The sequence below is a fragment of the Roseateles sp. genome (genome assembly GCF_047654805.1).
Taxonomy (GTDB): domain Bacteria; phylum Pseudomonadota; class Gammaproteobacteria; order Burkholderiales; family Burkholderiaceae_C; genus Pelomonas.
Genome location: NZ_JASGIV010000001.1, coordinates 1587018 through 1613279, shown reverse-complemented (window position 1 = coordinate 1613279; position 26262 = coordinate 1587018). Strand labels below are relative to the sequence as shown.

Here is a 26262-nt window from a genome sequence, read left to right as displayed (position 1 = left end):
AGGTCAGGAGAGTCGGGGCAGGCCAAGTCGGTCGAACGACGCAATGTCCAGGACCGCATTGAGTCCCTTTGCGCTGTTACGCCACCAGCGTCGGCTGTTGGCCGCTACACGGTGAGCAACATCAGCGCGGGCGCCCAGCGCCAGCAGTTCCCGATACATAGTCGTTCCGCGTTTCCAGTGCTTAAGCTGTAGGGCCCTCAGCCGGTGGCGTAGCCATTCGTCCAGCTCGCGCCAGACGGTTGGTGTTTGCGCCATCCCGAAGTACGCCTTCCAACCCAGTAGATAGGGCCGCAGCCCTTGCACCACCTGCGCCATGCTGCGCCCGCCTGAGCGGCCGGTGAGTTGCCGGATGCGCGCTTTGAAGTTGTTCAGGGCCTTGTGAGCCACTTTGCATTTCACCTCGCGCCCCTTAGCCACCCACAGCGTGTAGCCCAGGAATTTGCGTCCGAAGACGCTGCAGACCGCGCTCTTGGCTTCGTTGATCTGAAGCTTCAGCTTGCCGTACAGCTTCCTGAGCCACGCCATCACCCGCTCGCCGGCCTTCACGCTGCCCACATAGACGTTGGCGTCGTCGGCATAGCGCGCGAAGCTGTAGCCCCGCGCCTCCAGTGCCTTGTCCACCTCGTCGAGCAGCACATTGGCCAGCAGCGGACTCAGTGGCCCGCCTTGCGGCGTGCCCTGGTCTCGATCCACCTTGACCCCGCCCTCCATGATCCCGGCGTTCAGGTACGCGCGGATGAGCCGCAGCACGGCCATATCCGGGATGCGTTTCTTGAGCCGGTCCATCAGGATGTCGTGGTTCACCCGGTCGAAGAACTTCGCCAGGTCTACGTCCACCACCACGCGCTTGCCGGACTGGACATACGCCCGCGCGGCTTTCACCGCGTCGTGCGCTCGCCGGCCCGGGCGGAACCCGTGGCTGTGGTCGCTGAAGCTGGGGTCGATCAGCGGTTGCAGCACTTGCAGCAGTGCCTGCTGGATCAACCGGTCCGTCACCGTCGGGATGCCCAGCTCGCGCTGGCTGCCGTCCGGTTTGGGGATCATCACCCGCCGTACCGGCGATGGCCGGTATCGCCCCGCCAGCAGCTCTTGGCGGATCTGCGGCCACTTCGTTTGCAGCAGGCGCTGGGTGTGCTCAATGTCGAGCCCGTCCACGCCCGCTGCGCCCTTGTTGGCCTTGACCCGCTTCCAGGCCGCTTGCAGGTTCTCTCTCGTCAGCGCCGCTTCCAGCAGGGTGCCAGCCCCCACCGTCTGCTTTGCCGACCCTGTGCCCTGGTGTTCATGGGACGGGCCGCAGGCTTCGTCACTGGCAGGATCACGCCCGGCTTCACCGTGCGCTACGCCTACCCGCCCGGACGCTGCCGGCATCTGACGCATGGCCTTTGGCATTCCCACGTCCTTGGTCACTCACTCCCGTTCGGTCCTTCGCCTCTCGCTGGCGGCCTCGGCGGCCCCGCTACCCAGCTACTACGACCTCTGCTGAGACCTCGCTCCGGCAGCGCCGTCGGCCTTTCAGCCATAAGGCGAGGCGTCCCCAGGTAAGGCACGCGCTCCTTCACCGCACAACCGCCGCATCTACGCCGCCTCGCCTTGATCACGAGAGCTTCGCGGTTTTCAGCCCGCTCGCCCTGCTCGGCAGCGCCTTCTATGCGGTTCTTGTTCATCGGCTCGCGGTTTGCGCTCCACGCTTCCTTCCCACGCTCGGTCGCCCTCACGCAGTTGCGCTTCGCTTCGTTCGTCGTGATCAACTTACGACGGGACTTGCACCCGTAGGAGTGCGCCCATGCTGGGCGCACTGAAAAAAGCGCCTAAGTGCTTGATTCACTTAGGCGCTTGGGTGGTCATGAACCCTCATGACACCAGAAGATGGTGGAGCCGGGGGGAATTGAACCCCCGTCCGCAAGCCATCACCGGGCAGATCTACATGTTTAGCCGGCTGATTTGAATCTCGCGGTCAACTCGCGCAGTGGCACGCTAGTCTTCCCGCCAGTCACTAAATCTCGCGCCGCACCGAGTGACCCGGTACGACACCAGCCGATGTGAGTGACTTCTCAGCCTTGCCCCTTGCGGAACTCGGCCCGGCCCATCGGCCTGCCGTTGAGAAGCTCAACCGCAATTAAGCGGCGAGTGCGAACGTAGAGTCGTTTGCAGTTACTTTGTTTCCAGTGGTTTTACGAGCGGACTGGTGCTCGACATGCCCTACTCCGGATCCGCACCCACGTCGAAACCAGGTCGGCCCCAGAACCGTGTATCTTAGGCCAAGCCGAGCTGTTTCAAGAGATCGCCGGGCGCCGCCAGTTCTATATCGGCGCCCCAGCAGCCATGATCGGCCTGCGCCCCCAGATAGCCCCAGGCCGCCACCGCCGTCGCCATGCCGGCAGCCTTCCCGGCCACGACGTCGCGCTCATCGTCTCCCACATAGAGACAGGCCTGTGGCGGTACGCCCAGACGCCGTGCTGCCTCCAGCAGCGGTGCAGGATGGGGCTTGGCGTGGCCGGTGGTGTCGCCACCGACGACGGCGGCCGCGGCCAAGCCCAGCGCGGCAGTCAGCGGCAGCGCGAAGCGCTCGGCCTTGTTGGTGACGATGCCCCAGGCCAGCCCGGCCGCAGCCAAGCCCGCCAACTCCGCCTCGATGCCCGCAAAAGGCCTGGTGCGGTCGTACATCATCCCTTCGTAGCGGTCTAGGAATTCGCGCCTGAGCTCCTCATAGCCGGCTTGGCCCGGCGCGCTGCCAAAGGCCTGGCCCAGCATGCCGCGGGCGCCCGATCCGCCGTGCGGGCGGTATTGCGCCAGCGGCAGCAACGCCAGGCCCCGCTCGGCACGCATGGTGTTGGCCGCACGTGCAAGATCCTCGGCGCTGTCGATCAGCGTGCCGTCAAGATCAAACAGCACCGCGCGCAACTGCGCCCAGCGCGGCGCCAACGTCCTCACTACAGCGGGCGCCGACAGGCCATCAGGTAGTTGACGCCCGTGTCACTGCCAAGGCTGTAGCGCTGCGTCACCGGGTTGTAGGCCAGGCCGCGGCTTGCCTGCGGCTCGAGACCCGCATCGCGGCAGAACTGCGCCAGCTCGGACGGGCGCAGGAAGCGCGCGTACTCGTGCGTGCCCTTGGGCAGCATGTTCAGCACGTACTCGGCACCGACGATGGCGAGCAAGAAAGCCTTGGCGTTGCGGTTCAGCGTCGACAGGAACACCCAGCCGCCGGGCCTGACCAGCGTCGCACAGGCCCGCACGACCGACTCTGGGTCGGGCACATGCTCCAGCATTTCCATGCAGGTCACGGCATCGAAGCCGGCCGGCTGTTCGGCCGCCAGGGCCTCGACGGCGATCTCGCGGTACTCGACGCCTTCCGTGCCGGCCTCCATTGCATGCAGTTCGGCGACGCGAAGGGGCTTGGTCGACAGGTCGATGCCCAGCACCTGGGCACCCACCCGCGCCATGGAGTCGCTCAGGATGCCGCCGCCGCAACCGACGTCCACGACGCGCTTGCCCGCCAGCGGGCAGAGCTGCTGTATCCAGCCCAGGCGCAGCGGGTTGATCTGGTGCAGGGGCTTGAAGTCACTTTCGGGATCCCACCAGCGGTGGGCCAGCTCGCCGAATTTGGCGAGCTCTTGCGGGTCGGCGTTGATCGTCATGACGGATTCGGAAAAAAGAAAAGCCCCGACGGCGGGCCGTGCGGGGCTTTGCGCAAAGCGCCCGAAGGCGCTGAGCTTACTTGTTGCGCGTACCGACGACTTCGATCTCGGTGCGGCGGTTCTTGGCGCGGCCTTCCGCGGTCTTGTTGTCGGCGACGGGCTGCTTCTCGCCCTTGCCTTCGGTGTAGACGCGGTTCGGCTCGACACCCTTGCTCACCAGATAGGCCTTGACGGCTTCCGAGCGACGGATCGACAGCTTCTGGTTGTAGGCATCGCTACCGATCGAGTCCGTGTGGCCGACGGCGATGATGACTTCCAGGTTGATGCCCTTGGTCTTGCTGACCAGGTCATCCAGCTTGGCGGTGGCTTCGGGCTTCAGCGTCGACTTGTCGAAGTCGAAGAAGGCGTCAGCAGCAAAGGTGACCTTTTCGCTGACCGGAGCGGGCGGCGGGGGCACGGGCTTCGGAGGCGCCGGCGGGGGAACCGGGGGCGGGGGAGCAACGGGCTTGGGCTCTTCGGCCTTGGGTGCCGGCTTGATTTCGCCGTCGCAACCCTTGGCAGCCGTCGCCGGCGTCCAGAAGTTGTCGCGCCAGCAGTATTCGTTGGTGCCGTTCTTCCAGACGGTGCCGTCGGTTGCGCGCCAGTTGTCAATGGCTTGTGCCGACGCCGACGATGCCGCGGCGGCGACCGCAGCCATCGCAAACAGCGACGCCACGCGATTCAGTTTCTTCATGATTCTCCTCTCAAGGAATGCCGCAGTTGCCCTGCGAGAGTCTGTACTCGAACCTCTAACCTCAGGAGAGACTTTAGGGTTTCTCCTAGGGACTCGACGATTGTGCCATGCGGGCACCGGGACGGATGCATTGTGGCGGCCTACGTTCATGGGCACCGTGACGATGTTGCGCTGCTGCTACATGGGGCGCGCCGCGTAGAATTTGCGCCTTTCACCTACACCCTGACGACGTCGCGCCCGTGTAGCGCACGCGAGATCAAGCCCGCATGACCCAGTTCGCCAAGGAAACCCTCCCGATCAGCCTCGAGGAGGAGATGCGCCGTTCCTACCTCGATTACGCGATGAGCGTGATCGTCGGCCGTGCGTTGCCCGATGCCCGCGACGGCCTCAAGCCCGTGCATCGCCGCGTTCTGTACGCGATGAACGAGATGGGCAACACCTACAACGCCAAGTACCGCAAGAGTGCACAGGCCGTGGGTGAAACGATGGGTAAATACCACCCGCACGGCGACTCGGCGATTTACGACACCATCGTCCGCATGGCGCAGCCATTCAGCCTGCGCCACATGCTGATCGACGGCCAGGGCAACTTCGGTTCGATCGACGGCGATAACGCCGCGGCAATGCGATACACCGAGATTCGCCTCGACAAGATCGCTCATGAAATGCTGGCGGACATCGACAAGGAAACCGTCGACTTCGGCCCCAACTACGACGGCAGCCATAAGGAACCCCTGGTTCTGCCCACCCGTTTGCCGCAACTGCTGGTCAACGGCTCCGCGGGTATCGCCGTGGGTATGGCGACGAATATCCCGCCGCACAACCTGAACGAGGTCGTCGACGCCTGCCTGTTCGCGCTGAAGAGCCCGGAGTGCACGGTGGACGAGCTGATGGAGATCGTCCCGGCGCCCGACTTCCCGACCGCCGGCATCATCTATGGCCTGGCCGGCGTGCGCGATGGCTACCGCACCGGCCGCGGCCGCGTGGTGATGCGCGCCAAGGTGCACTTCGAGGACATCGACAAGGGCAACCGCCAAGCGATCATCGTTGACGAGATTCCCTACCAGGTCAACAAGAAGACGCTGCTCGAACGCATTGCAGAGCTGGTGCACGAGAAGAAGATCGAGGGCATCAGCCACATCCAGGACGAGTCCGACAAGTCGGGGATGCGCGTCGTCATCGAACTCAAGCGCGGCGAAGTCCCAGAGGTGGTGCTGAATAACCTCTACAAGCAGACCCAGCTGCAGGACAGCTTCGGCATGAACATGGTCGCGCTCGTCGACGGCCAGCCCAAGCTGTGCAATCTGCGTGACATGATCATCGTGTTCCTGGAGCACCGCCGCGAGGTGGTGACCCGCCGCACGATCTACGAACTGCGCAAGGCCCGCGAGCGCGGCCACGTGCTGGAAGGTCTGGCCGTCGCGCTGGCCAACATCGACGAGTTCATCGAGACCATCAAGTCCTCGCCGACGCCCCCGGTGGCCAAGGCCGCGCTGATGAGCAAGAGCTGGGATTCGTCGCTCGTGCGCGAGATGTTGGCGCGTGCCGAGGGCGGCAGCGCTGCCTACCGCCCCGAGGGCCTGGAAGCCCAGTTCGGCATGCAGCCGGACGGCCTCTACCGCCTGTCCGAAGCACAGGCCGGCGAAATCCTGCAGATGCGCCTGCAGCGCCTGACCGGCCTGGAGCAGGACAAGATCGTCGGCGAATACAAGGAAGTGATGGCCGAGATCGCCGACCTGCTGGACATCCTGGCGACGCCCTCGCGCGTGACGACGATCATTGCCGAAGAGCTGACCCAGCTGAAGACCGAGTTCGGCCAGACCAAGCTGGGTGCGCGCCGCAGCGTCATCGAACACAACGCTCAGGAACTCGGCACCGAAGACCTGATCACGCCGACCGACATGGTCGTGACGCTCTCGCACACCGGCTACATCAAGAGCCAGGCCTTGAGCGAGTACCGGGCCCAGCGCCGCGGCGGCCGGGGCAAGCAGGCCACGGCGACCAAGGACGACGACTGGATCGACCAGCTCTTCATCGCCAACACCCACGACTGGATCCTGTGCTTCTCCAACCGCGGCCGGGTCTACTGGCTCAAGGTCTGGGAAGTACCGCAGGGAAGTCGCAATTCGCGCGGCAAGCCCATCGTCAACATGTTCCCGCTGCAGGCCGATGAGAAGATCACCGTCGTGCTTCCGCTGACGGGCGAGTTCCGCGCCTTCCCTGAAGACCACTTCATCTTCATGGCCACGGCCATGGGCACGGTGAAGAAGACGTCCCTCAAGGACTTCAGCAACCCGCGCAAGGCCGGCATCATCGCGGTCGACCTCGACGAGGGCGACCACCTCATCGGCGCCGCGCTCACCGATGGCCACCACGACGTGATGCTGTTCAGTGACGGCGGCAAGGCCGTGCGTTTCGACGAGGACGACGTGCGCCCCATGGGCCGCACCGCCCGCGGCGTGCGCGGCATGATGCTGGAACCCGACCAGCGCCTCATTGCCATGCTGGTCGCCGAGGACGAGACCCAGAGCGTGCTGACCGCCACCGAGAACGGCTACGGCAAGCGCACCTCCATCGTCGAGTACACCCGCCATGGCCGTGGCACCAAGGGCATGATCGCCATCCAGCAGAGCGAGCGCAACGGCCGCGTCGTCGCCGCCACGCTGGTGCGCCCCGAAGACGAAATCATGCTGATCACCGACAAGGGCGTGCTTGTGCGCACCCGCGTCGGCGAGATCCGCGAGCTCGGCCGTGCGACGCAGGGTGTCACGTTGATCGCGCTGGATGATGGCGCCAAGCTGTCGGGTCTGCAGCGCATCGTAGAGAACGACGCCAACGAGGCCGATACGGGCTCTGAAGGCGGCGGCGAAGCTGACTCGACCGGCGAATCCCCTGAAGCCTCCAAGGACTGACTGACATGACCTCTCGCAAGCTGGGCCTGGCCCTCGCACTGGCCCTAGCCACAGGTACCGCGCTGGCCCAGCCGTCGCCGACCAAGAAGGCCCTGATCGACAAGATCGCCGCGCTGCAACAGCAAGGGCTGGCCGAAGGCCTGACCGCCAGCATCATCCAGGGGCCGCTCTCGCAGCTGACCCAGGCGGGCCGGGCTGCGCTGCAGCATTTGCCTGCCGAGAAGCGCGAAGCCACGGCCAAGGCCATGGACGTGGAGCTGAAGAAGTTCATCGACGAGAACGTGCCCTACCTGAAGGACAAGATCTTCAAGGCCGTCCCGAATACCGCTTCGGCGCTGCTGGACGAACGCTTCAGCGAGGACGAACTGAAGCAGATCCTGGCCTGGGCAGAATCCCCGGTCAGTCAGAAGTTTGGCCTCGCCAGCATCGAGTTGCAGAAGGCCGTGGCACAGAAGGTCATGGCCGAAGTCGGCCCGACGCTGGATGGCCGCTTCAAGACACTGAACACCAACGTCGGCAAGCATCTGGGGCTGCCGGCACCCGGTGCCTCCGCGCCCAAGGCAGCGGCACCCGCTCCTGCGCCCAAGAAGTAGCTTTCACTTTTCGATGACCTCGTCCCGCCCGTTCAATTTCTCCGCCGGCCCCGCCACCCTGCCTGAACCTGTACTGAGCCGGGTGGCCGCCGAGATGCTGGACTGGCACGGCAGCGGCATGAGCGTCATGGAGATGAGCCACCGAGGCAAGGAGTTCGGCACCATCCTGGACACGGCGTTGGCCGACTTGCGCGAGCTGCTGGCGGTGCCGGCCAACTTCCGCATCCTGTTCATGCAGGGCGGTGGCCTGGGCGAGAACGCCATCGTGCCGCTGAACCTCAGCCGTGGAGGCAAGGTCGACGTCGTCGTCACCGGCTCCTGGTCGCGCAAGAGCGCGATCGAGGCGCGGCGCTACGCTGACGTGCAGATCGCCGCCGAAGGCACCGGCCGCAGCATCCCCACGGACTGGCGGCTGCGCAACGACGCCGCCTATGTGCACGTCTGCACCAACGAAACCATAGACGGCGTCGAATTCCACGACCTGCCGCACATCGCCAACGGCGTACCGCTGGTCATCGACTGCTCCTCGCACCTTCTCTCCCGCCCGATCGACTGGACCCGCGTGGGCCTGGCCTTCGGCGGCGCGCAGAAGAACATCGGCCCCGCCGGGCTGACGCTCGTCTTCGTTCGCGAAGACCTGCTGGGCCGCGCCATGGACATCTGCCCCACGGCCTTCAACTACGAGACCGTGGCGGCAAACAATTCGATGTACAACACGCCGCCAACCTTCGGCATCTACGTCGCGGGCCTGGTTTTCCAGTGGGTCAAGGGCCTCGAGTACGCCGGCCGACGCGGCCTCGCGGCCATCGAGCAGCGCAACATCGACAAGGCCGCCCTGCTCTACTCGGCGCTGGACGCATCCGGCTTCTACGAGAACCGCGTCGACGCCGCCTGCCGTTCGCGCATGAACATCCCCTTCTTCCTCAGGGACGAGGCGCTCAACGAGAGCTTCCTCGCCGAAGCCAAGTCCGCCGGCCTGCTGCAGCTCAAGGGCCACAAGTCAGTGGGCGGCATGCGCGCCTCCCTCTACAACGCCATGCCGCTGGAGGGCGTGCAGGCGCTGGTCGGCTTCCTGAAGGATTTCGAGGCCCGCCATGGCTGAACCCATCGCCTCCCAGGCCCTGCTCGCGCTGCGCGACCAGATCGACGGCCTGGACAAGCAACTGCTGGAACTGCTGAACCAGCGCGCCCGCGTCGCCGAACAGGTCGGGGAGATCAAGCGCGCCGAAGGCACACCCTTCTTTCGCCCCGACCGCGTCGCCCAGGTCATAGACAAGATCCGCGCGGCCAACCCAGGCCCTCTGAAGGCCGAACATGTGTCGGCGATCTGGCGCGAGATCATGTCCGCCTGCCTGGCGCTGGAATCGCCGCAGCGGGTCGCGGTGCTGGGCCCGGTCGGCACGTTCTGCGAGCAGGCCGCCATCGAGTATTTCGGTGGCGCTGCCGACATGACCTACTGCGCGAGCTTTGACGACGTCTTCCATGCCACGGCCAGCGGCGGCGCCCAGTTCGGTGTCGTTGGCGTCGAGAACATGACGGAGGGTGTCGTCACGCGCTCGCTGGACCTGTTCCTGCACACGCCCTGCCACGTCGTCGGCGAGGTCAGCCTGCTGATCCGGCACAACCTGATGCGCAAGGAGCCATCCATGCACGGCATCGAGGCCGTGCTGGCGCACCCGCAGGCCCTGGCCCAATGCCAGAACTGGCTGAACAAGCACCTGCCGGATGCCGAGCGTCGCGCGGTGTCCAGCAACGCCGAAGGCGCCCGCCTTGCCGCCACCAACCCGGCCTGGGCCGCCTTGGGCAGCGAGCGTGCGTCCACCCTCTTCGGTCTGCACATCACGGCCCATGCCATCCAGGACGAGGCCTACAACCGCACCCGCTTCGCCGTGATCTGCCTGCCGCAGACCATGGCCACGCCGCCGGCCACCGGCCGCGACTGCACCAGCCTGGTCGTCTCCGTGCCCAACCGGCCTGGCGCCATGCACGATCTGCTGGTGCCGCTGAAGACCCACGGCGTGTCCATGACCCGCCTGGAGTCCCGCCCAGCGCGCACCGGCCAGTGGGATTACTACTTCTACATCGACCTCGATGGCCACCCCAGCCAGCCCCATGTCGCCGCGGCGCTGGCGGAGTTGCGCGAGCTCTGCGCCTTCTTCAAGATGCTGGGCGCCTACCCGGTCAAAGCGTAAAGGCGATCCATGTTCCAGCAGCTTGGCGTGATCGGATGCGGCCTGATGGGCGGCAGCTTCGCGCTGGCAATGAAGAAGGCCGGCCTGGTGAAGCGCGTCGTCGGCTACAGCAAGTCGCCGTCGACGACAGACCTTGCCAAGAAGCTCGGCGTCATCGATGTGGCGGCCGAGTCGGCGCTGCAGGCCGTTTCGGGCTCGGACGTCGTGCTGATCGCCGTGCCAGTCTCGGCCACCGAAAGCACGCTGAAGGCCATTCGCCACCTCGTGAATCCGGGCGTGCTCTTCATGGATGTCGGCTCCACCAAGTGCGACGTCATCGAGGCCTCGCGCCGCGCCTTGGGTGAACGCGCCGCGAGCTTCGTGCCCTGCCACCCCATCGCCGGCAAGGAATCGGGCGGCGTGCAGCACGCCGAGGCCTCGCTGTACGAAGGCCGACAGGTCATCCTGACACCCCAGCCTTTCACCAACCCGGTGCTGGTGCAGCGCGCGACCGACGTCTGGTCGGCGCTGGGCTCCACGGTGCTGAAGATGCGGCCTCACAACCATGATGCCGCCTTCGCCGCCGTCAGCCACCTGCCGCACCTGCTGGCCTTCGCCTACTTCCAGGCCATTGCCGAGCAGCCCGCCGCGCGCGACTACCTGAGCCTGGCGGGCCCGGGCTTCCGCGACTTCACGCGTATCGCCGCCGGCGAGCCGGCCGTATGGCGCGACATACTGCTTGCCAACAAGCACGAGGTACTGGCTCAGTCCAAGCGCTTTCGCACCATGCTGGACCAGTTGGAGGCCTTGATCGAAGCCGGCGACGCAGCAGCACTCGAAGCCGCACTGCGGCCCATCGCCGAAGGCCGCGAAGCCTGGGGCAACACCCTTCCTGCCCTCCCTCCCGGCCGCCCGGCCGGCAAGTGATGTTCAAGATCCCCTTTCTCGACCTGCCGCCGCTGCGCGGCGCCGCAGGCACCGTGCGCCTGCCCGGCTCCAAGAGCATCTCCAACCGCGTGCTGCTGCTTGCGGCGCTAAGCGAAGGCCGCACGGTCGTCCGCGACCTGCTGGCCTCCGACGACACCGCCGTCATGCTGGAGGCGCTGCGAGCCCTTGGTTGCGGCGTCGTCAAGGATGGCGACACGGTCAGCATCGTCGGCCTCGGCGGCAGACTGCTGGCGAAGCACGCCCAGCTCTTCCTTGGCAACGCCGGCACGGCCATGCGCCCGCTGACCGCGGCACTCGCGGTGCTGGCTGCCACCCAGGGCGGCAGCTTCGAGGTCTCAGGGGTGGCTCGCATGCACGAGCGCCCCATCGGCGACCTCGTCGACGCGCTGCGCGGGCTGGGCTGCGAGATCGACGATCTCGGCAATGCCGGCTACCCGCCGCTGAGGCTGCGCGGCCCCTCCGAGCTGGCACTGGACACCCCCGTGCGCGTGCGCGGCGATGTCTCCAGCCAGTTCCTGACCGCGCTGCTGCTGGCGCTGCCGCTGGTGGCAGAGCGCGACATCCGCATCGAGGTCATCGGCGAGCTGATCTCCAAACCCTATATCGAGATCACGCTGGCACTGCTGGCACGCTTCGGCATCGCGGTGAAACGCGAGGCCTGGGAAGCCTTCGTCATCCCGGCAGGCAGCCGCTACGTCTCGCCAGGCGAAGTGTTCGTCGAAGGAGATGCGTCGTCGGCGTCCTACTTCGTGGGCCTGGGCGCCATCGCGGCCAAGGACACACCCATCCGCATCGAAGGCGTCGGCAGCGAGTCGCTGCAGGGCGATGTCCGCTTCATCGAGGCTGCCGCGGCCATGGGCGCCGAGGTGCAAGCCGGCCCGAACTGGCTGGAAGTCCGCCGCGGCGCCTGGCCGCTGAAGGGCATCACGCTGGACTGCAACCACATTCCCGACGCGGCGATGACGCTGACCGTCATGGCCCTCTATGCCGACGGCCCGACGACGTTGACCAATATCGCCAGTTGGCGCGTCAAGGAGACGGATCGCATTGCCGCCATGGCCGCCGAGCTGCGAAAGCTGGGCGCGACGGTCGAAGAAGGGCCGGACTGGATCCGCGTACAGCCGCTGCAAGCCTGGAAGGCGGCGGCCATCCATACCTACGACGACCACCGCGTCGCGATGTGTTTCTCGCTGGCCGCCTTCAACGGCCTGGTCACCAAAGCCGCCGTGCCGGTGCGCATCCTGGAACCGCACTGCGTCGCCAAGACCTTTCCGGACTACTTCGAGACGCTGTTCGGCGTCGTCAGCGTCGAAGCGACCGATGTGCCCGTCATCACCATCGACGGCCCGACCGCCTCAGGCAAGGGCACGCTGGCCGACGAGGTGGGCAAGGCGCTTGGCTTTGGCGTGCTGGATTCCGGCGCCCTCTACCGCGTCACGGGCCTGGCCGCGCGCCGCGCCGGCATCGACCTGGACGACGGCAAGGCCGTCGCCGCAATCGTGCCGACGCTGCAGCTGCGCTTCAGCGAAGGTCATGTGTTCCTGGGACAGGAGGACGTCAGCGCCCGCCTGCGCGCCGAGGCCACCGGGCTGCTGGCCTCCCAGGTCGCGGCCCACCCCGAGGTGCGGGTGGCCCTGCACCAGCTGCAACTGGATTTCCGCCGCTTGCCGGGCCTCGTCGCCGACGGCCGCGACATGGGCACAGCGATCTTCCCGGACGCCACGCTCAAGGTCTTCCTGACCGCCAGCGCTGCCACGCGCGCCGAACGCCGATATAAGCAATTGATTTCCAAAGGAATTTCCGCTAATATCGAGGGCTTGCGCGAAGATCTGGAGGCGCGGGACGAACGGGACAAGAACCGCTCGGCCTCGCCGCTGGTCGCAGCGCAGGACGCGCAGATGCTCGACAACTCGGCGCTGACCATCGAAGCCTCGGTGGATCAGGTGCTCGGTTGGTGGCAAAAGCGCAGGCCCTTCTGACCGCGGTTTCGACAACGGTCAGCGCGGCCCAGGCCTGAGAAGCCACGCCGCAAGGCACAAGGCCCGCCGGCCAGCGCCGAACGCCAGTTCGGTTGCCATGAGTAACGCAAGTTGCCCGTGGCCGGCGATGTCAACAACCTAACCCCGTAGGCTTGCCTACACCGCCGCGCCCGGTGGCTCCCATTGGCTGCCGGCGCATCAGGATCTAACCAACATGTCCCAAACCCAAACCGCCCAAGCTTCTGGCATGGAATCCTTTGCCGCCATGTTCGAGGAGTCGCTGCAGCGCTCCGACATGCGCGCTGGCGAAGTGATCTCGGCCGAGGTCGTTCGTGTCGAGCACAACTTCGTCGTCGTCAACGCCGGCCTGAAGTCCGAGGCCTATGTGCCCATCGACGAATTCAAGAACGACCAGGGCGAACTGGAAGTCCAGGTCGGCGACTTCGTCTCCGTCGCCATCGACGCCATCGAGAACGGCTACGGCGACACCATTCTGTCGCGCGACAAGGCCAAGCGCCTGGCCTCCTGGCTGAGCCTGGAAACGGCCCTTGAGTCCGGCGATTTCGTGACCGGCACCGTCTCCGGCAAGGTCAAGGGTGGCCTGACCGTTCTCGTGAACGGCATCCGCGCCTTCCTGCCCGGATCGCTCCTGGACACCCGCCCGGTGAAGGACATGAGCCCGTTCGAGGGCAAGACCATGGAATTCAAGGTCATCAAGCTCGACCGCAAGCGCAACAACGTTGTGCTGTCGCGTCGTGCCGTGGTCGAAGCCTCCATGGGTGAAGAGCGCGCGAAGCTGCTGGAGACGCTGTCCGAAGGCGCCATCGTCAACGGCGTGGTCAAGAACATCACCGAGTACGGTGCGTTCGTGGACCTGGGCGGCATCGACGGCCTGCTGCACATCACCGACATGGCCTGGCGCCGTGTCCGTCACCCGAGCGAAGTGGTGACGGTCGGCCAGGAACTGACGGCCAAGGTCCTGAAGTTCGACGCCGAGAAGAACCGCGTCTCGCTGGGCATCAAGCAGCTGGGCGACGACCCCTGGTTCGGCGTGGCCCGCCGCTACCCGACCGGCACGCGCCTGTTCGGCAAGGTCACGAACATCGCCGACTACGGTGCGTTCGTCGAGATCGAGCCGGGCATCGAAGGCCTGGTGCACGTTTCCGAGATGGACTGGACCAACAAGAACATCGCCCCCAGCAAGCTGGTCTCGCTGGGCGACGAAGTCGAAGTCATGGTCCTGGAAATCGACGAAGACAAGCGTCGCATCTCCCTGGGCATGAAGCAGTGCAAGGCCAACCCGTGGGAAGAGTTCGCCGAGAACGTCAAGCGCGGCGACAAGGTCAAGGGTCCGGTCAAGTCCATCACCGACTTCGGCGTGTTCGTGGGCCTGGCCCAGGGCATCGATGGTCTGGTGCACCTGTCCGACCTGTCTTGGGACGAGTCCGGCGAAACCGCCGTTCGCAACTTCAAGAAGGGCCAGGAAGTCGAAGCCGTCGTGCTGGCCGTGGACGTCGAGCGCGAGCGCATCTCGCTGGGCATCAAGCAGCTGGACAGCGACCCCTTCACCGCCTTCACCACGATCAACGACCGTGGCGCCTCGGTGACCGGCAAGGTCAAGACCGTGGATCCGCGCGGTGCTGAAGTCGAACTGGCTGACGGTGTGATGGCCTACCTGCGCGCTTCGGAAATCTCCCGCGACCGCGTGGAAGACGCCCGCAACGTGCTGAAGGAAGGCGACGAAGTCACCGCCGTCATCGTCAACGTCGACCGCAAGACCCGCAACATCCAGCTGTCCATCAAGGCCAAGGACAATGCGGACCAGCAAGAAGCCATGCAGCGCATCAGCCAGTCGAACGAGCGTGAGAACGCCGGCACGACCAGCCTGGGCGCCCTGCTGCGCGCCAAGCTGGACAACCAGGGCAACTAAGCCCTCGGTTGACCGCCCGGCCCCGAGCCATTCGCTCTGGGGCCGGGTATGCTCCCCACAGGCTCGCCGGCCTCGCCAGCGGGCCTGTTTCAATTCCAAGATCTACAAAGCCGCTCTGCCATGACCCGCTCCGACCTCGTCGCCGTGCTCGCCGAACGATTTGGCCAACTGACCCAACGCGATACCGAGTTCGCGGTCAAGACCATCCTCGACGCGATGAGTGACGCCCTGGCGCGCGGCCACCGCATCGAGATCCGTGGCTTCGGCAGCTTCTCCATCAGCCGCCGTCCGCCCCGCGTGGGCCGCAACCCGCGCAGCGGCGAGCAAGTCATGATCCCCGAGAAGCTGGCCCCTCACTTCAAGCCCGGCAAGGCGCTGCGCGAAGCTGTCGACAAGCATCTTCCCGTGACGGACGCCTGAGGTCGGCTGAGTCAAAATCCGGCGCCATGCGCACCCTCGTCTGGATCCTGCGGGCCCTGCTCTTCTTCACGCTGTTCGCCTTCGCGCTGAACAACAGCCACGAGGCCGTGGTGCACTGGTTCTTCGGCCACGAATGGCGTGCGCCGCAAGTCATCATCGTGCTGCTGGCCTTCGGCTTCGGCGCCGCCTTCGGCGTGCTGGCCATGGTGCCCGCCTGGTGGCGCCACCGCCGCGCCGCGCAACGCGCCGAACCCTCGCCCGACACTCCCGCCCCTGTGCCCGAGTCGCCCGCAACGCCCTTCGCCGCCCACCAAGATGGAGTTTGATCCGCGCTGGCTGCTCTTCGTCCTGCCCGTCGTCTTCGTTCTCGGCTGGCTGGCTTCCAAGCTCGACTCGCGGCAGTGGAAGCTCGAACAGCGTGAGTCTCCCAAGGCGTACTTCAAGGGCCTGAACCTGCTGCTCAACGAGCAGCAGGACAAGGCCATCGATGCCTTCATCGAAGCCGTCCAGAACGACCCCGACACCTCCGAGCTGCACTTTGCGCTTGGGAGCCTGTTCCGCCGCCGCGGCGAGACCGAGCGCGCTGTGCGCGTGCACGAGCACCTGCTGCGCCGGGGCGACTTGGCACAGGCCGACCGCGACCGCGCCCAGCACGAGCTGGCGCAGGACTTCTTCAAGGCTGGCCTGTTCGACCGCGCCGAGGCAGCCTATGCCGAACTGCGAGGCACCGCGTTCGAGCGCGAGGCGCGCCTGGCCCTGCTGTCGCTCTACGAACGCTCGCGGGACTGGTCCAAGGCCGCCGAGGTCGCCGCCGAACTGGAGGCTGCCGGCACCGGTTCATTCTCCGGCCGCATCGCCCACTACCTGTGCGAGCAGGCCCTGGTCGCACAGTCCCAGGGCCATGCGGACCTCTCCCAGGAGCTGCTGGGCCAGGCCCAGCGCCGCGAGCCCGAGGCTGCTCGTGCCTATGTGCTGCAAGGCCAGCTGCTGCTGAAGGCAGGTCAGTCCGAAGCGGCCTTTGCGGCCTTCAGCAAGCTGCTGGCGGCCAACCCTGCGGCCTTCAACCTCGTTGCCGCAGACTGCGCCACGGCCGCCCTGAACCTGGGCCAGCCCGAGCGCGCCATTGCGCTGCTGCTGGAGCAGTACCAGCGCGCACCCAGCATGCACCTGCTGCGTGCGCTGGCACTGCTGCAGCCTGGTCCGCAGCGCGAGCGCCTGGCTGCGCATCTGCGCGAGCAACCTGCCCTATCCGCCGCGACCGAGCTGCTGAAGCTCAATGCTCCGGCCCTGCCCGCCGACGAGGCCGGCCCCCTGGTACAGACGCTGGAGAAGGCCACCAAGCCGCTGCTGCGCTATCGCTGCGCCGCCTGCGGCTTCGAGGCCGCGCACTATTTCTGGCAATGCCCCGGTTGCCTCAACTGGGATACCTACCCGCCACGCCACGTGGAAGAGCTCTAGACCGATGCGCACCATCGTCTGCATGAAATGGGGCACCAAGTACGGCCCCGAATACGTCAACCGCCTCTACGCGATGGTGCGCCGACACCTGCGCGGCGACTTCGACTTCGTCTGCCTGACAGATCGCACCGAAGGCATCCGCGGCGAAGTGAAGTGCTTCCCCATCCCCGAGCTGACGCTGCCCAACGGCGAGCCCGAGCGCGGCTGGAAGAAGCTGACGACCTTCAGCCCCGTCCTCGTCAACGAGTACGGCCTCAACGGCACCGCACTCTTTCTCGACCTTGACGTCGTCATCGTCGACGACATCACGCCCTTCTTCGAGGTGCAGGGCGACTTCCTCATCATCCACGACTGGAAGCGCCCCTGGCGCGTCACAGGGAACTCCTCGGTCTATCGTTGGACGCTGGGCGCCCACCAGGATGTGCTGACCGAGTTCGTTGCCGACCAGGCCAAGGCCAAGGCCGAGTACCGCAATGAGCAGGCCTTCCTCTCCGCCGTGCTGCATCGCCAGGGCAAGCTGCAGTACTGGGATGCCGCCTGGTGCGCCAGCTACAAGTACCACTGCATCCCGGCCTGGCCGACGAGCTACTGGCGTGATCCCTTCGTGCCCCCCGGCGCACGCATCCTGATCTTCCATGGCGTCATGAATCCACCTGACGCGTTGGCCGGCCGCAGCAACGGGAACTGGCGCCACGCCCGGCCGGCACGCTGGATCGCCGATCACTGGCGCGAATGAGCGTCCTGCCGCTCGCGCTGCTGGCCATCATGGCCGGCCTGCTGCTTCGCGAACTCGCCGTGCTGCTACGGGCTCGCGTGCCGGCACAGACGCGCGCCGTCATGGTGGGCGACAACGCGCCGCTATGCCAGGATGAGATTCCCAAGATCATCTGGACCTACTGGCAGCCCTCGCCGGCACCGGCTTTCATCCAGGCCTGCCTGGACAACTGGCGCCGCTGCGCTCCCGACCACGAGCTGCGGCTGCTGGACCCCGCCAGCGTCGGTCAATGGCTCCCCGAGCTGCGCGCCGACTTCGACGCCCTGCCCGCCCACTGCCAGGCCGACTGGCTGCGCGTCCAACTGCTCGCCCGGCATGGCGGCGTGTGGATGGACGCATCCATGCTGCTCAGCCGCGACCTGGCCTGGCTGCACGAGACGCGCCGGCGGCGCGCCGCGGACTATGTGGGCTTCTACATCGACCGCTGCACGACACGCCCGCAATTGCCCGTCATCGCAACCTGGCTGATGGCCTCGGTACCCGGCGGGCGCTTCGTCACGGCGCTGGCCCGGGCCTTTGACCAGGCGCGGGACGAAGGGGCCGAGGCGCTGTTGCAGCGGCTGCATGCCGAGGGCCGGCACGCCCGCGTCGTGCAGGGCCTGACCGAGGGTCCGCAGCGTCATTTGCTAGCGCACGTCGCCGCCAGCGAGTTGCTGGACCGCGATCCGCAGCTTGCGCGCCTGGTGCTGCTGCGTGCCGAGGATGGCCCATTCGCCTGGCATGCCGGCGTGGGCTGGGACAAGCGCCGCCTGTACGCCCGCCTGGCCCTGGTACCTTGCCCCCGCGTCTTGCCCGCAGTGCTCAAGCTGCGCAGCAGCGACCGTGAGGTCGTCGAGCGCAACTGGCGGCGCGGCCTGGTGTCACCATTCAGCGCGCTGCGCCATCTTCTTGCCCGCGACTCCTGAGCCCCGCAAGACGGCGCGTCAGGCACAGGCGATGAATCACCAGCCCGCCACCATCGCCGATACTTGAAACCTTGACCGCCAGGCGGGCGTAAGCCCTGCGTTTGCCCATGAGTTCCCTGTTCCTAAGCAATCTCGCCGAGCACCTGCAACTGATGCAGATCCTGGGGACGCTCGACCCGCAGGTGCTATCTGCCGGCAGACGCCTGTCCGGCGTTCTGGCCTCCGGCGGCAAGCTGATGTTCTGCGGCAATGGCGGCTCTGCGGCCGACTGCCAGCACCTGGCCTCCGAACTGACCGGCCGCTTCATCAAGGACCGTCGGCCGCTGGCGGGCCTGGCCCTCACCACCGACAGCTCGGCACTGACCTGCATCGGCAACGACTACAGTTTCGACGACGTCTTCATGCGCCAGGTACAAGGCCTCGGCCGCGCGGGTGACGGACTGGTTGCCATCTCCACCTCAGGCAACTCGGCCAACGTGCTGCGCGCCGTCGAGGCCGCCAAGTCCATGGGCATCTACACGCTGGGCCTGCTGGGCCGCGATGGCGGGAAGCTCGGCGCACTGTGTGACGACAGCATCATCGTGCCGCACGCCGTGACCGCTCGCATCCAGGAAGCTCACCTGTTAATCGGACACACGCTGTGTGGCCTGATCGAATCCGAAATGGGCTTTGCCTGATGAGCGCCCTGCCCAGCCGCGAACAGCTTGCCGCCCGCCGCATCCTCGTCGTCGGCGACGTGATGCTGGACCGCTACTGGCACGGCGCCGTCGAGCGCATATCTCCCGAGGCGCCGGTGCCGGTCGTGCGCATCGAGCGCGAGGAGGAACGGCTGGGCGGAGCAGCCAACGTGGCGCTCAACATCCGCACACTTGGCGCACGGGCCACGCTGCTGACGGTCGTCGGCAATGACGAGCCGGCCCGTCGCCTGCGCGAGCTGCTGCAGGCGCGCGACATCGAGACCGTGTTGCGCGAGGACAAGCAGCTCTACACCATCGTCAAGCTGCGCGTCATCGGCCGCGCGCAGCAGCTGCTGCGCGTCGACTTCGAGAACGAACCCGACCACGAGGCGCTGGGCGAGATGCTGGACGACTTCGCGGCCCAGCTGCCGCAGCATGACGTCGTGCTGTTCTCCGACTACGGCAAGGGCGGCCTCACCCACATCCCACGCATGATCGAGATGGCTCGCTCTGCAGGCAAGCCGGTGCTGGTTGATCCCAAGGGGAGCGACTACCGCCGCTACGCCGGTGCCAGCGTCATCACGCCCAACCGCGGTGAACTGGCCCAGGTGGCAGGCACGTGGAAGACCGATGCAGAACTGCGCGCCAAGGCCGAGGCGCTGCGCACCGACATCGACGTCGGTGCCGTGCTGCTGACGCGCTCGGAGGATGGCATGACGCTGTTCGATGACCACGGTGTCACGCACGAACCCGCGCGCGCGCGTGAGGTGTTCGACGTCACCGGCGCGGGCGACACGGTCATCGCGACACTGGCCGTCCTGACCGCCGCCGGCATGCCGCTGCCCGAGGCCATGCGCCTGGCCAACAAGGCCGGCGGCATCGTCGTTGGCAAGTTCGGCACGGCGACGGTCAGCTACGACGAGCTGGCCGCATGAGTTCGCTGCAGGACAAGCTCATCGATGCCGCCTCGCTCGACGATGCGGCGCTCACGGCGCGGCTCGCCACCCTATCCAGGCCAATGGTATTCACCAACGGCGTATTCGACGTCCTGCATCGCGGCCACGTGGCCTATCTACATGCAGCGCGTGAACTGGGGGGCAGCCTGGTCGTCGCCGTCAACTCCGACGCATCAGCCCGCATGCTCGGCAAGGGGCCTGACCGGCCGCTGAACCGCGATGTCGACCGCGCCCTTGTGCTCGCCGGCCTGGCATCCGTCGACGCCGTACTGTTCTTCGAAGAGCGCACGCCCTGCGAGCTGCTCAAGCGCGTGAAGCCGCAGCTCTATGTGAAGGGTGGCGACTACGACATGGAGACGCTCGAGGAAACGCGCCTCGCCAGGTCCTGGGGCGGCGACGCGCTCGCAATTCCTTTCGTCGATGGCTACTCGACGACGGCCCTCGTCAACCGCATCCGGGCGCCGAGTTGATGCGCCCCGCCGCCTTCCTCGACCGCGACGGCGTCATCAACATCGACCATGGCTACGTCTCCCGCTGGGAAGACTTCACCTACGTGCCTGGCGCCGTCGATGCGATGCGCCGGCTGCAGGAGGCGGGCTACGCACTTGTCATCGTGACCAACCAGTCCGGCGTCGCCCGCGGCTACTACGACGAAACCGCCGTGCTGGCGCTGCACGACCAATTGCGTGAAGACCTTGCCCGGCAGGGCGTGACGCTGGACGCCATCGAACACTGCCCTCACCTGCCCGATGGTTCGGTGGCCCGCTACGCCATCGACTGCGACTGCCGCAAGCCGGCGCCGGGCATGATCCTGCGCAGTGCACAGGCCCTGGGCATCGACCTCGCCCGCTCGCTGATGTTCGGCGACAAGCAGTCCGACATCGAAGCCGGCCAGGCGGCAGGCGTGGGACGCTGCATCCGGCTGGCGAAGAACGGCGAGCCGGGCACGTCCGTGGTTGACTTCGTCAGCCTGTCGCAGGCCCTGGACGCGCTCGGCATTGCCTGACATGAGTCGTCCACCCGTCTTTGCCATCGAGGCCACCAACCTCACCGACGAGCGCGGCACCGGCATCGGCCGGTACACGCGACAGCTCATCGAAGCGCTGTCGGCGCTGCAGGTGCAACCGCAGGACGAGTTCGAGGTGCTGCAGCTCTGCAAACGCTCGCGCTGGCCTCTGCGCGAACGGCTGGCACAGGGTCCGCGGCTGTCCAGCCGCATGTGGTGGGGCCCCGTCTGGCCCATCCCGCGCCCGGCCTGCTCATTGCTGCACGTTCCCGACGAACGCCAGCCGCCGTGGCGGGTTCCCGTCGTTGCAACAGTGCATGACCTCTACGCAGCGCTGAACATCAACACCGGCGACGAGAAGAAGCGCCAACGCAAGCTGCGCCACTACGAGCACCTGCGCGATGGCTGCGCGCGGCTGGTCTGCGTCAGCGAGAACACGCGACAGGATTTTCTGCGCCTCGTCGGCGGCGACCCGGCACGGCTCAAGGTCGTGCACCTGGGCGTGTCGCCCGACTTCTGCCCTCGCGAGGCTGCCGAGATCGATGCAGTGCGCACACGCCACGGCATTGCCGGCCCCTATCTGCTGTTCGTCGGCTCCACGCCAAACAAGAACCTCGCACGGACGCTGGAGGCCTTTGCTGCTGGCGGCTTCGCGCGGGACTTCACGCTGCTCGTCTGCGGCGAGCGCTCGCAAGCCCAAGGCGAGGCTCTTGCATCGCGCCTGGCTGCGCTGAACCTGACCGACCGTGTTCGGTTCGTCGGCTTCGTCAGCGACGCGAACCTGCCGGTGCTCTATGCAGGCGCGGCAGCCTACCTCTTCCCATCGCTGTATGAAGGCTATGGCCTGCCCATCCTGGAGGCCATGGCATGTGGCGTGCCGGTGCTGACAAGCAACCGCGGCAGTTGCCCCGAGGCCGCGGCGGGCCATGCCGTCATTGCGGATCCGGAAGACATAGCCGCACTGGCCGCTGGCATCGGCGAAGCGGTGGCCATGACGGAAAGCCGGCGCGCCGCCGCCTTGGCCTACGCGCGAACGCGCACCTGGGAAGCCACCGCCCGCGGCACGCTGGCCATCTGGCGTGAGGCACTGGCAGAGCGCTAGCCGAGCCGGGCCAGCACGCGCGCCTCGACGTCCGCCGCGCTGATGTCCGCCAACTGCGCGGCCTGCAGCAGGTGCACGTGCTCGGGGTCATGCTCCAGTGGCGGGCGCGGGCCGAGCACGACGAAGGCCGGCCGGCCCACCGCAGCGGCGAACTGCACGGCGCCTGTGTCATTGCCGATGCAGGACTGTGCCAGCGACACGGCCGCCACGCTCTCGGCCACCGTGCTGTCCGTCATCGCCAGGACCCGGTCGCGCAGCGCCGGCTCCACGCGCGAACGGATGGCCTGCGCCAGCTCGGCCTCAGCCGACCCGCCCAGCAGCAACACACCGTGGCCGCGCGCTGCCAGCCGGCTGGCCAGCTCGACAAAATTGCCTTCGCCCCATTGCTTGTATGGCTCCGACGCTCCGATGGCCAGCGCATGCAGGGGCTGCGGCAATGCGCCCAGGCGCTCGCGCATGCGGGCCAGCGCGTCCGCACGCACGCTGATGCGCGGCACGATAGGCGCGCGACAGAAGCCCTGCGCGATGGAGAAGTTGGTTGCGTCCTTGTAGCCGGCCACGGCGGGGCCGCGATAGCGGCTGATCCAGGGAGACTTCGTCAGCAACAGGCGCTGCAACCACGTTTCCCCGAAGCCCAGGATGGTGCGGATGCCGGCGCGCCAGCAGACAACGATGGCACGGCCCGGATGGTCGGAAAACAGCACCATGCGGTCGAAACGCTTGGGGGCCAACTCGGCGCCGAAGCGCAGCAGCCCGCCCCAGCCGCTGTGCCGCCCGCGCCGTCGCTCGCTCTTGCGCGGGCGCCGGTCGAAATCGATGACCTCGCGCACCCAGGGCTCGTGGCCGATCAGCTCGCGGGCCATCGTCGTCGGCGCGGCGATGAGACTGATCTGGCCGTCACGGCTTTGCTCGGCCACGCAGCGGAAGTACTGCGCGTGCCAGACCAGGTCGCCCATGCCGTTGAGCTGCAGCTGCACGGCCGTCAGGGGCCGGGTGTCCGGCGTGCTCATGCCGCCTGCGCCAGCGCGATGCGGGCGACGTCCGCTGGCCGGATGTCGCAGAGGCGGGGAGCCGTCAGCATGTGCAGCTTCTGCGGGTCGTGCTCCAGCCGCGGCCGCGGGCCGAGGATCACCCAGGTCGGCGTGCCGACGGCCGCGGCGATCTGCACGCCACCGGTGTCGTTGCCCAGGCACGTCCGCACCAGCGACATGGCCGCCACGGTGTCGGCCACGGAACCGTCGGTGGCGTCAAGGATGCTCGAGCGCAACGCCGGCTCCACGTGCTGCAAGATGGCCTGGGCCATCTCGCGCTCTGCCGGGCCGGCAATCAGCAGCACGCCGTGGCCGGCGCGCGCGAGCTCGGCGGCAAGCACCGCGAAGTTCTCCGTTCCCCATTGCTTGTACGGCTCCGACGAGCCGATACACAGCGCGTGCATGGGCCGGGGCAGCCTCTGCACACGCTCCTGCACGCGCGCTAGCGCCTCGGGACGTACGACGAGACTGGGCACGATGGGTGCATCGCACCAGCCGTTCGCCATGGCGAACATCGTCGCGTCCTCGTAGGCCCCGACGGCGGGGCCGGTGTAACGCTGTATCCAGGGCCCGTGCGACAGAAGTCGGCGCTGCAGCCAGGTCGTTCCGTAACCCAGCCGCTCGGGAATCTTGGCCGCAAGGGCCACCAGCGAGCGGTTCGTGTAGTTGGTGAACAGCACGATGCGGTCAAACTGCTGCTCGCGCAGCTCGACTCCCATGCGGAACAGCCCCAACACGCCGCGGTGGCGGCCCTGGCGACCTTCATGACGACGCGGGTGGCGGTCAAAGTCGATGATCTCGCGCACCCAGGCCTCGTGGCCCACCAACTGCCGCGCGAACACCGTCGGCGACGCGATCAGCGACACCTGGTCACCGAAGCTGGTCTGCGCGACGCGACGGAAGTACGGCACATGCCAGACCAGATCGCCCATGCCGACCCACTGCAGCAGCACCACGGTGCGGGGGCGGGTATCGACAGTGGCGGGCAACTGGGTTGGGGGCATCTGGCAAGGGGGCCGGGGGCGCGGCATTCTATGGCGGCGGCCCGGGCCGCCGCCCTCACGCAACCGGCCCGGACGCAATGTTTCGTGAAGCCGTGGCAGGCCGAACACCGACGACAATCGCGCCCCATGTCTCCCGACAACGTCTCTCCCGCCCGGCGCCTGTTCCAGTACGTCTACCCGCACCGCTGGGGTGCGGCGCTGACGGTGCTGGCCTACGTGGGCGCCGCGGGTACCGAGCTGCTGCTGCCTGAGCTGATCGGCTACGCCTTCGGCGAGGGCTTCGCGAAGAATGCCTTCCCGCTGTGGATGGTGCCCGTGGCGCTGATCGGGCTGTACCTCGTACGCGGCGTGTTGAACTTCGCCGGCCAGTACCTCTTCAACTGGACGGTCACGCGCAGCGTGCTGGACTTCCGTACCTCACTGGTCGACGCATTGCTGCGGCTGGACGCCCAGGTCTACACGCGCATGCAGCCGGGCACGGCGGTCACCAAGGTCGTCAACGATCCGCAGCAGATCCTGCAGTTGCTCGGCGACGTGGGCATGGCGCTGCTGCGCGATGGCCTGCCAGTCATCGGCCTGATGGCCTACCTCTTCCACCTGAACTGGCAGCTGACGCTGCTGAGCCTCATCGTCACGCCGCTGATGGCGCTGGTGATGAAGCAGCTCAACAAGCGCATGCGGCTGATGGCCTCGCGCTCGTACGACTCGCAGCTGGTGCTCGTCAACAAGGTGGACGACATCACCCGAGCGTGGAGAGTCGTGCGCCAGTTCGGCGCAGTGGACCATGAGCGCGCGCGCTTCACGGCCGCGGCACAGGAAGTGCGGCGCTACAACCTCAAGTCGGCCACGGCCGGCGCGCTGGCCCAGCCGGTGTCGCAACTGGTGGCCAGCGTGGGCCTGTCCATCATCATCTGCGTGGCACTGTGGCAGGCGCGTATGGACGGAACCGGCGTCGAGTCCTTCGCCAAGTTCGTCAGCGCACTGCTGCTGCTCACGTCGAGGCTGCGTCACCTGTCGGACCTGGCCGCGCCGCTGACGCGCGCCACCGTCATCGCGCGCAGTTGCTTCGAGCTCATGGACGCGGTCAAGGAAGTAGATGACGGCAGCCGTGAACTCAGCGCCCCCGCGGACGGGGGAATCGCCATGGAATCCGTCAGCCTGACCTACCCCGGCGCTGCCCAGCCGGCACTGGACGGCCTCAGCCTGGCTTTCCCCGCCGGCAAGACGACGGCCCTGGTGGGCGCTTCTGGCGCAGGCAAGAGTTCCATCATCCACCTGTTGCTCGGCTTCGGCCGCCCCGACAGCGGCCGCGTGCTGCTGGATGGCAGCGACATCGAGACACTGACCCGAGCCTCGCTGCGCCGGCAGTTCGCCGTCGTGTCGCAGGACATCGTGCTGTTCGACGACTCCATCGCCGCCAACATCGCCTACGCCCAGCCGCGCGACGAGGCGCGGCTGGAAGCCGCGCTGCGGGCCGCCCACCTGTGGGACTTCGTGCAGACGCTGCCGGAAGGCGTGGAAACAGCCGTGGGCGCCAACGGCAGCAAGCTTTCCGGAGGCCAGCGACAGCGCCTGGCCATCGCGCGGGCGCTGTACAAGGACGCACCCATCTGGATCTTCGACGAAGCCACGTCGGCGCTGGACACCGAAAGCGAGCGCGCCGTGCAGCAGGCCCTGGCCGCCTGGTCGGGCCGCAAGACGCTGATCGTCATCGCCCATCGCCTGTCCACCATCCGTGATGCCGACGCCATCCACGTGATGGGCGCCGGCAAGCTGCTGGAGACCGGCACGCATGCCGAGTTGATCGCACACGATGGCGCCTACGCGGCGATGGTCCGCGCCCAGGCCGGCGAAGCGTGATGAAACGCCGGGCACTGCTGCTGTAGGCGGCCCCGCTCGAATCCCTGCCCGGCATCGGCCCGACCCTTCGAGGACTGGGCCGATCTGGTCCGGCGCGTGCCGGGCATCCGCGCGGCGACGGCAAGGAAGCTGTCCAACACCGGCCTGCAGATGGCCGGCCAGGCCCA

The 26262-nt window shown here is 67.1% G+C and carries 24 protein-coding genes and 1 other RNA gene; 18 read left to right on the top strand and 7 right to left on the bottom strand.

Features of this window, described 5'->3' with window-relative positions:
* Positions 1-3: 3 nt before the first annotated feature.
* The 5 genes from ltrA to ompA form a co-directional block, all read right to left on the bottom strand.
* Positions 4-1395: a group II intron reverse transcriptase/maturase gene (gene ltrA, locus QM732_RS07380; protein WP_415659321.1), complete on the bottom strand. Its 1392-nt coding sequence runs from the start codon at positions 1393-1395 to the stop codon at positions 4-6.
* A gap of 472 nt (positions 1396-1867) precedes the next feature.
* Positions 1868-2240: a transfer-messenger RNA gene (gene ssrA, locus QM732_RS07375) on the bottom strand.
* A 13-nt stretch (positions 2241-2253) separates the two neighbouring features.
* A complete protein-coding gene (locus tag QM732_RS07370) occupies positions 2254-2922 on the bottom strand; it encodes an HAD-IA family hydrolase (RefSeq protein ID WP_415655528.1) in 669 nt (222 codons plus the stop codon).
* 8 nt (positions 2923-2930) lie between these two features.
* Positions 2931-3635, bottom strand: coding sequence for a bifunctional 2-polyprenyl-6-hydroxyphenol methylase/3-demethylubiquinol 3-O-methyltransferase UbiG (gene ubiG, locus QM732_RS07365; RefSeq protein WP_415655527.1), 705 nt, complete (start codon positions 3633-3635; stop codon positions 2931-2933).
* Between the two features lie 76 nt (positions 3636-3711).
* On the bottom strand, positions 3712-4368 hold the full coding sequence (gene ompA / locus QM732_RS07360; RefSeq protein ID WP_415655526.1) for an outer membrane protein OmpA: 657 nt from the start codon (positions 4366-4368) through the stop codon (positions 3712-3714).
* A 266-nt stretch (positions 4369-4634) separates the two neighbouring features.
* On the opposite strand from ompA, the gene gyrA reads away from it, so the two are divergent.
* The 17 genes from gyrA to QM732_RS07275 all read left to right on the top strand — a co-directional run bounded on the left by gyrA (position 4635) and on the right by QM732_RS07275 (position 22200).
* Complete coding sequence (gene gyrA, locus QM732_RS07355; RefSeq protein WP_415655525.1) at positions 4635-7280, top strand: DNA gyrase subunit A; 2646 nt, start codon at positions 4635-4637, stop codon at positions 7278-7280.
* 5 nt (positions 7281-7285) lie between these two features.
* On the top strand, positions 7286-7873 hold the full coding sequence (locus QM732_RS07350) for a DUF2059 domain-containing protein (RefSeq protein ID WP_415655524.1): 588 nt from the start codon (positions 7286-7288) through the stop codon (positions 7871-7873).
* A 13-nt stretch (positions 7874-7886) separates the two neighbouring features.
* Positions 7887-8975 (top strand): 3-phosphoserine/phosphohydroxythreonine transaminase, encoded by a 1089-nt coding sequence (gene serC, locus QM732_RS07345; RefSeq protein ID WP_415655523.1) that lies wholly within the window; start codon positions 7887-7889, stop codon positions 8973-8975.
* Positions 8968-10065, top strand: a complete 1098-nt coding sequence (gene pheA, locus QM732_RS07340; protein ID WP_415655522.1) for a prephenate dehydratase — start codon at positions 8968-8970, stop codon at positions 10063-10065. The genes serC and pheA overlap by 8 nt, the downstream gene beginning before the upstream one ends.
* A 9-nt stretch (positions 10066-10074) precedes the next feature.
* Positions 10075-10971: a prephenate dehydrogenase gene (locus QM732_RS07335; RefSeq protein WP_415655521.1), complete on the top strand. Its 897-nt coding sequence runs from the start codon at positions 10075-10077 to the stop codon at positions 10969-10971.
* Positions 10971-12971 (top strand): bifunctional 3-phosphoshikimate 1-carboxyvinyltransferase/cytidylate kinase, encoded by a 2001-nt coding sequence (locus QM732_RS07330; protein WP_415655520.1) that lies wholly within the window; start codon positions 10971-10973, stop codon positions 12969-12971. Before QM732_RS07335 ends, QM732_RS07330 begins: the two co-directional genes overlap by 1 nt.
* A 214-nt stretch (positions 12972-13185) precedes the next feature.
* On the top strand, positions 13186-14901 hold the full coding sequence (rpsA, locus tag QM732_RS07325) for a 30S ribosomal protein S1 (RefSeq protein WP_415655519.1): 1716 nt from the start codon (positions 13186-13188) through the stop codon (positions 14899-14901).
* Positions 14902-15021: 120 nt separating this feature from the next.
* A complete protein-coding gene (locus QM732_RS07320; protein ID WP_056202110.1) occupies positions 15022-15321 on the top strand; it encodes an integration host factor subunit beta in 300 nt (99 codons plus the stop codon).
* 26 nt (positions 15322-15347) lie between these two features.
* The gene (locus tag QM732_RS07315) at positions 15348-15647 is read left to right on the top strand and encodes a LapA family protein (RefSeq protein ID WP_415655518.1); all 300 of its coding nucleotides are present in this window, start codon (positions 15348-15350) and stop codon (positions 15645-15647) included.
* Positions 15637-16779 carry a lipopolysaccharide assembly protein LapB gene (gene lapB, locus QM732_RS07310; protein ID WP_415655517.1) on the top strand — a complete coding sequence of 381 codons (1143 nt, stop codon included), beginning with the start codon at positions 15637-15639 and terminating at the stop codon, positions 16777-16779. Before QM732_RS07315 ends, lapB begins: the two co-directional genes overlap by 11 nt.
* Before the next feature lie 22 nt (positions 16780-16801).
* Complete coding sequence (locus QM732_RS07305; RefSeq protein ID WP_415655516.1) at positions 16802-17515, top strand: glycosyltransferase; 714 nt, start codon at positions 16802-16804, stop codon at positions 17513-17515.
* Positions 17512-18459, top strand: a complete 948-nt coding sequence (locus QM732_RS07300) for a glycosyltransferase family 32 protein (protein ID WP_415655515.1) — start codon at positions 17512-17514, stop codon at positions 18457-18459. Before QM732_RS07305 ends, QM732_RS07300 begins: the two co-directional genes overlap by 4 nt.
* 107 nt (positions 18460-18566) lie before the next feature.
* A complete protein-coding gene (locus QM732_RS07295) occupies positions 18567-19136 on the top strand; it encodes an SIS domain-containing protein (protein ID WP_415655514.1) in 570 nt (189 codons plus the stop codon).
* Positions 19136-20071, top strand: a complete 936-nt coding sequence (gene rfaE1 / locus QM732_RS07290) for a D-glycero-beta-D-manno-heptose-7-phosphate kinase (RefSeq protein WP_415655513.1) — start codon at positions 19136-19138, stop codon at positions 20069-20071. The genes QM732_RS07295 and rfaE1 overlap by 1 nt, the downstream gene beginning before the upstream one ends.
* Positions 20068-20562, top strand: a complete 495-nt coding sequence (locus QM732_RS07285; protein ID WP_415655512.1) for an adenylyltransferase/cytidyltransferase family protein — start codon at positions 20068-20070, stop codon at positions 20560-20562. Before rfaE1 ends, QM732_RS07285 begins: the two co-directional genes overlap by 4 nt.
* A complete protein-coding gene (gene gmhB, locus QM732_RS07280; protein WP_415655511.1) occupies positions 20562-21098 on the top strand; it encodes a D-glycero-beta-D-manno-heptose 1,7-bisphosphate 7-phosphatase in 537 nt (178 codons plus the stop codon). The genes QM732_RS07285 and gmhB overlap by 1 nt, the downstream gene beginning before the upstream one ends.
* A gap of 1 nt (position 21099) precedes the next feature.
* Positions 21100-22200 (top strand): glycosyltransferase family 4 protein, encoded by a 1101-nt coding sequence (locus QM732_RS07275; protein WP_415655510.1) that lies wholly within the window; start codon positions 21100-21102, stop codon positions 22198-22200.
* On the opposite strand, the gene QM732_RS07270 is transcribed toward QM732_RS07275, so the two are convergent.
* Positions 22197-23210 carry a glycosyltransferase family 9 protein gene (locus QM732_RS07270; protein WP_415655509.1) on the bottom strand — a complete coding sequence of 338 codons (1014 nt, stop codon included), beginning with the start codon at positions 23208-23210 and terminating at the stop codon, positions 22197-22199. The genes QM732_RS07275 and QM732_RS07270 overlap by 4 nt on opposite strands.
* A complete protein-coding gene (locus tag QM732_RS07265; RefSeq protein WP_415655508.1) occupies positions 23207-24235 on the bottom strand; it encodes a glycosyltransferase family 9 protein in 1029 nt (342 codons plus the stop codon). The genes QM732_RS07270 and QM732_RS07265 overlap by 4 nt, the downstream gene beginning before the upstream one ends.
* Positions 24236-24361: 126 nt before the next feature.
* On the opposite strand from QM732_RS07265, the gene QM732_RS07260 reads away from it, so the two are divergent.
* Positions 24362-26095 carry an ABC transporter ATP-binding protein gene (locus QM732_RS07260; RefSeq protein WP_415655507.1) on the top strand — a complete coding sequence of 578 codons (1734 nt, stop codon included), beginning with the start codon at positions 24362-24364 and terminating at the stop codon, positions 26093-26095.
* Positions 26096-26262: the final 167 nt, after the last annotated feature.

Coding starts and splice junctions, on each gene's coding strand:
- ubiG (WP_415655527.1), bottom strand. CDS start 3,635: ATGACGATCAACGCCGACCCGCAAGAGCTCGCCAAATTCGGCGAGCTG.
- ompA (WP_415655526.1), bottom strand. CDS start 4,368: ATGAAGAAACTGAATCGCGTGGCGTCGCTGTTTGCGATGGCTGCGGTC.
- gyrA (WP_415655525.1), top strand. CDS start 4,635: ATGACCCAGTTCGCCAAGGAAACCCTCCCGATCAGCCTCGAGGAGGAG.
- QM732_RS07350 (WP_415655524.1), top strand. CDS start 7,286: ATGACCTCTCGCAAGCTGGGCCTGGCCCTCGCACTGGCCCTAGCCACA.
- serC (WP_415655523.1), top strand. CDS start 7,887: ATGACCTCGTCCCGCCCGTTCAATTTCTCCGCCGGCCCCGCCACCCTG.
- pheA (WP_415655522.1), top strand. CDS start 8,968: ATGGCTGAACCCATCGCCTCCCAGGCCCTGCTCGCGCTGCGCGACCAG.
- QM732_RS07335 (WP_415655521.1), top strand. CDS start 10,075: ATGTTCCAGCAGCTTGGCGTGATCGGATGCGGCCTGATGGGCGGCAGC.
- QM732_RS07330 (WP_415655520.1), top strand. CDS start 10,971: ATGTTCAAGATCCCCTTTCTCGACCTGCCGCCGCTGCGCGGCGCCGCA.
- rpsA (WP_415655519.1), top strand. CDS start 13,186: ATGTCCCAAACCCAAACCGCCCAAGCTTCTGGCATGGAATCCTTTGCC.
- QM732_RS07320 (WP_056202110.1), top strand. CDS start 15,022: ATGACCCGCTCCGACCTCGTCGCCGTGCTCGCCGAACGATTTGGCCAA.
- QM732_RS07315 (WP_415655518.1), top strand. CDS start 15,348: ATGCGCACCCTCGTCTGGATCCTGCGGGCCCTGCTCTTCTTCACGCTG.
- lapB (WP_415655517.1), top strand. CDS start 15,637: ATGGAGTTTGATCCGCGCTGGCTGCTCTTCGTCCTGCCCGTCGTCTTC.
- QM732_RS07305 (WP_415655516.1), top strand. CDS start 16,802: ATGAAATGGGGCACCAAGTACGGCCCCGAATACGTCAACCGCCTCTAC.
- QM732_RS07300 (WP_415655515.1), top strand. CDS start 17,512: ATGAGCGTCCTGCCGCTCGCGCTGCTGGCCATCATGGCCGGCCTGCTG.
- QM732_RS07295 (WP_415655514.1), top strand. CDS start 18,567: ATGAGTTCCCTGTTCCTAAGCAATCTCGCCGAGCACCTGCAACTGATG.
- rfaE1 (WP_415655513.1), top strand. CDS start 19,136: ATGAGCGCCCTGCCCAGCCGCGAACAGCTTGCCGCCCGCCGCATCCTC.
- QM732_RS07285 (WP_415655512.1), top strand. CDS start 20,068: ATGAGTTCGCTGCAGGACAAGCTCATCGATGCCGCCTCGCTCGACGAT.
- gmhB (WP_415655511.1), top strand. CDS start 20,562: ATGCGCCCCGCCGCCTTCCTCGACCGCGACGGCGTCATCAACATCGAC.
- QM732_RS07275 (WP_415655510.1), top strand. CDS start 21,100: ATGAGTCGTCCACCCGTCTTTGCCATCGAGGCCACCAACCTCACCGAC.
- QM732_RS07270 (WP_415655509.1), bottom strand. CDS start 23,210: ATGAGCACGCCGGACACCCGGCCCCTGACGGCCGTGCAGCTGCAGCTC.
- QM732_RS07265 (WP_415655508.1), bottom strand. CDS start 24,235: ATGCCCCCAACCCAGTTGCCCGCCACTGTCGATACCCGCCCCCGCACC.
- QM732_RS07260 (WP_415655507.1), top strand. CDS start 24,362: ATGTCTCCCGACAACGTCTCTCCCGCCCGGCGCCTGTTCCAGTACGTC.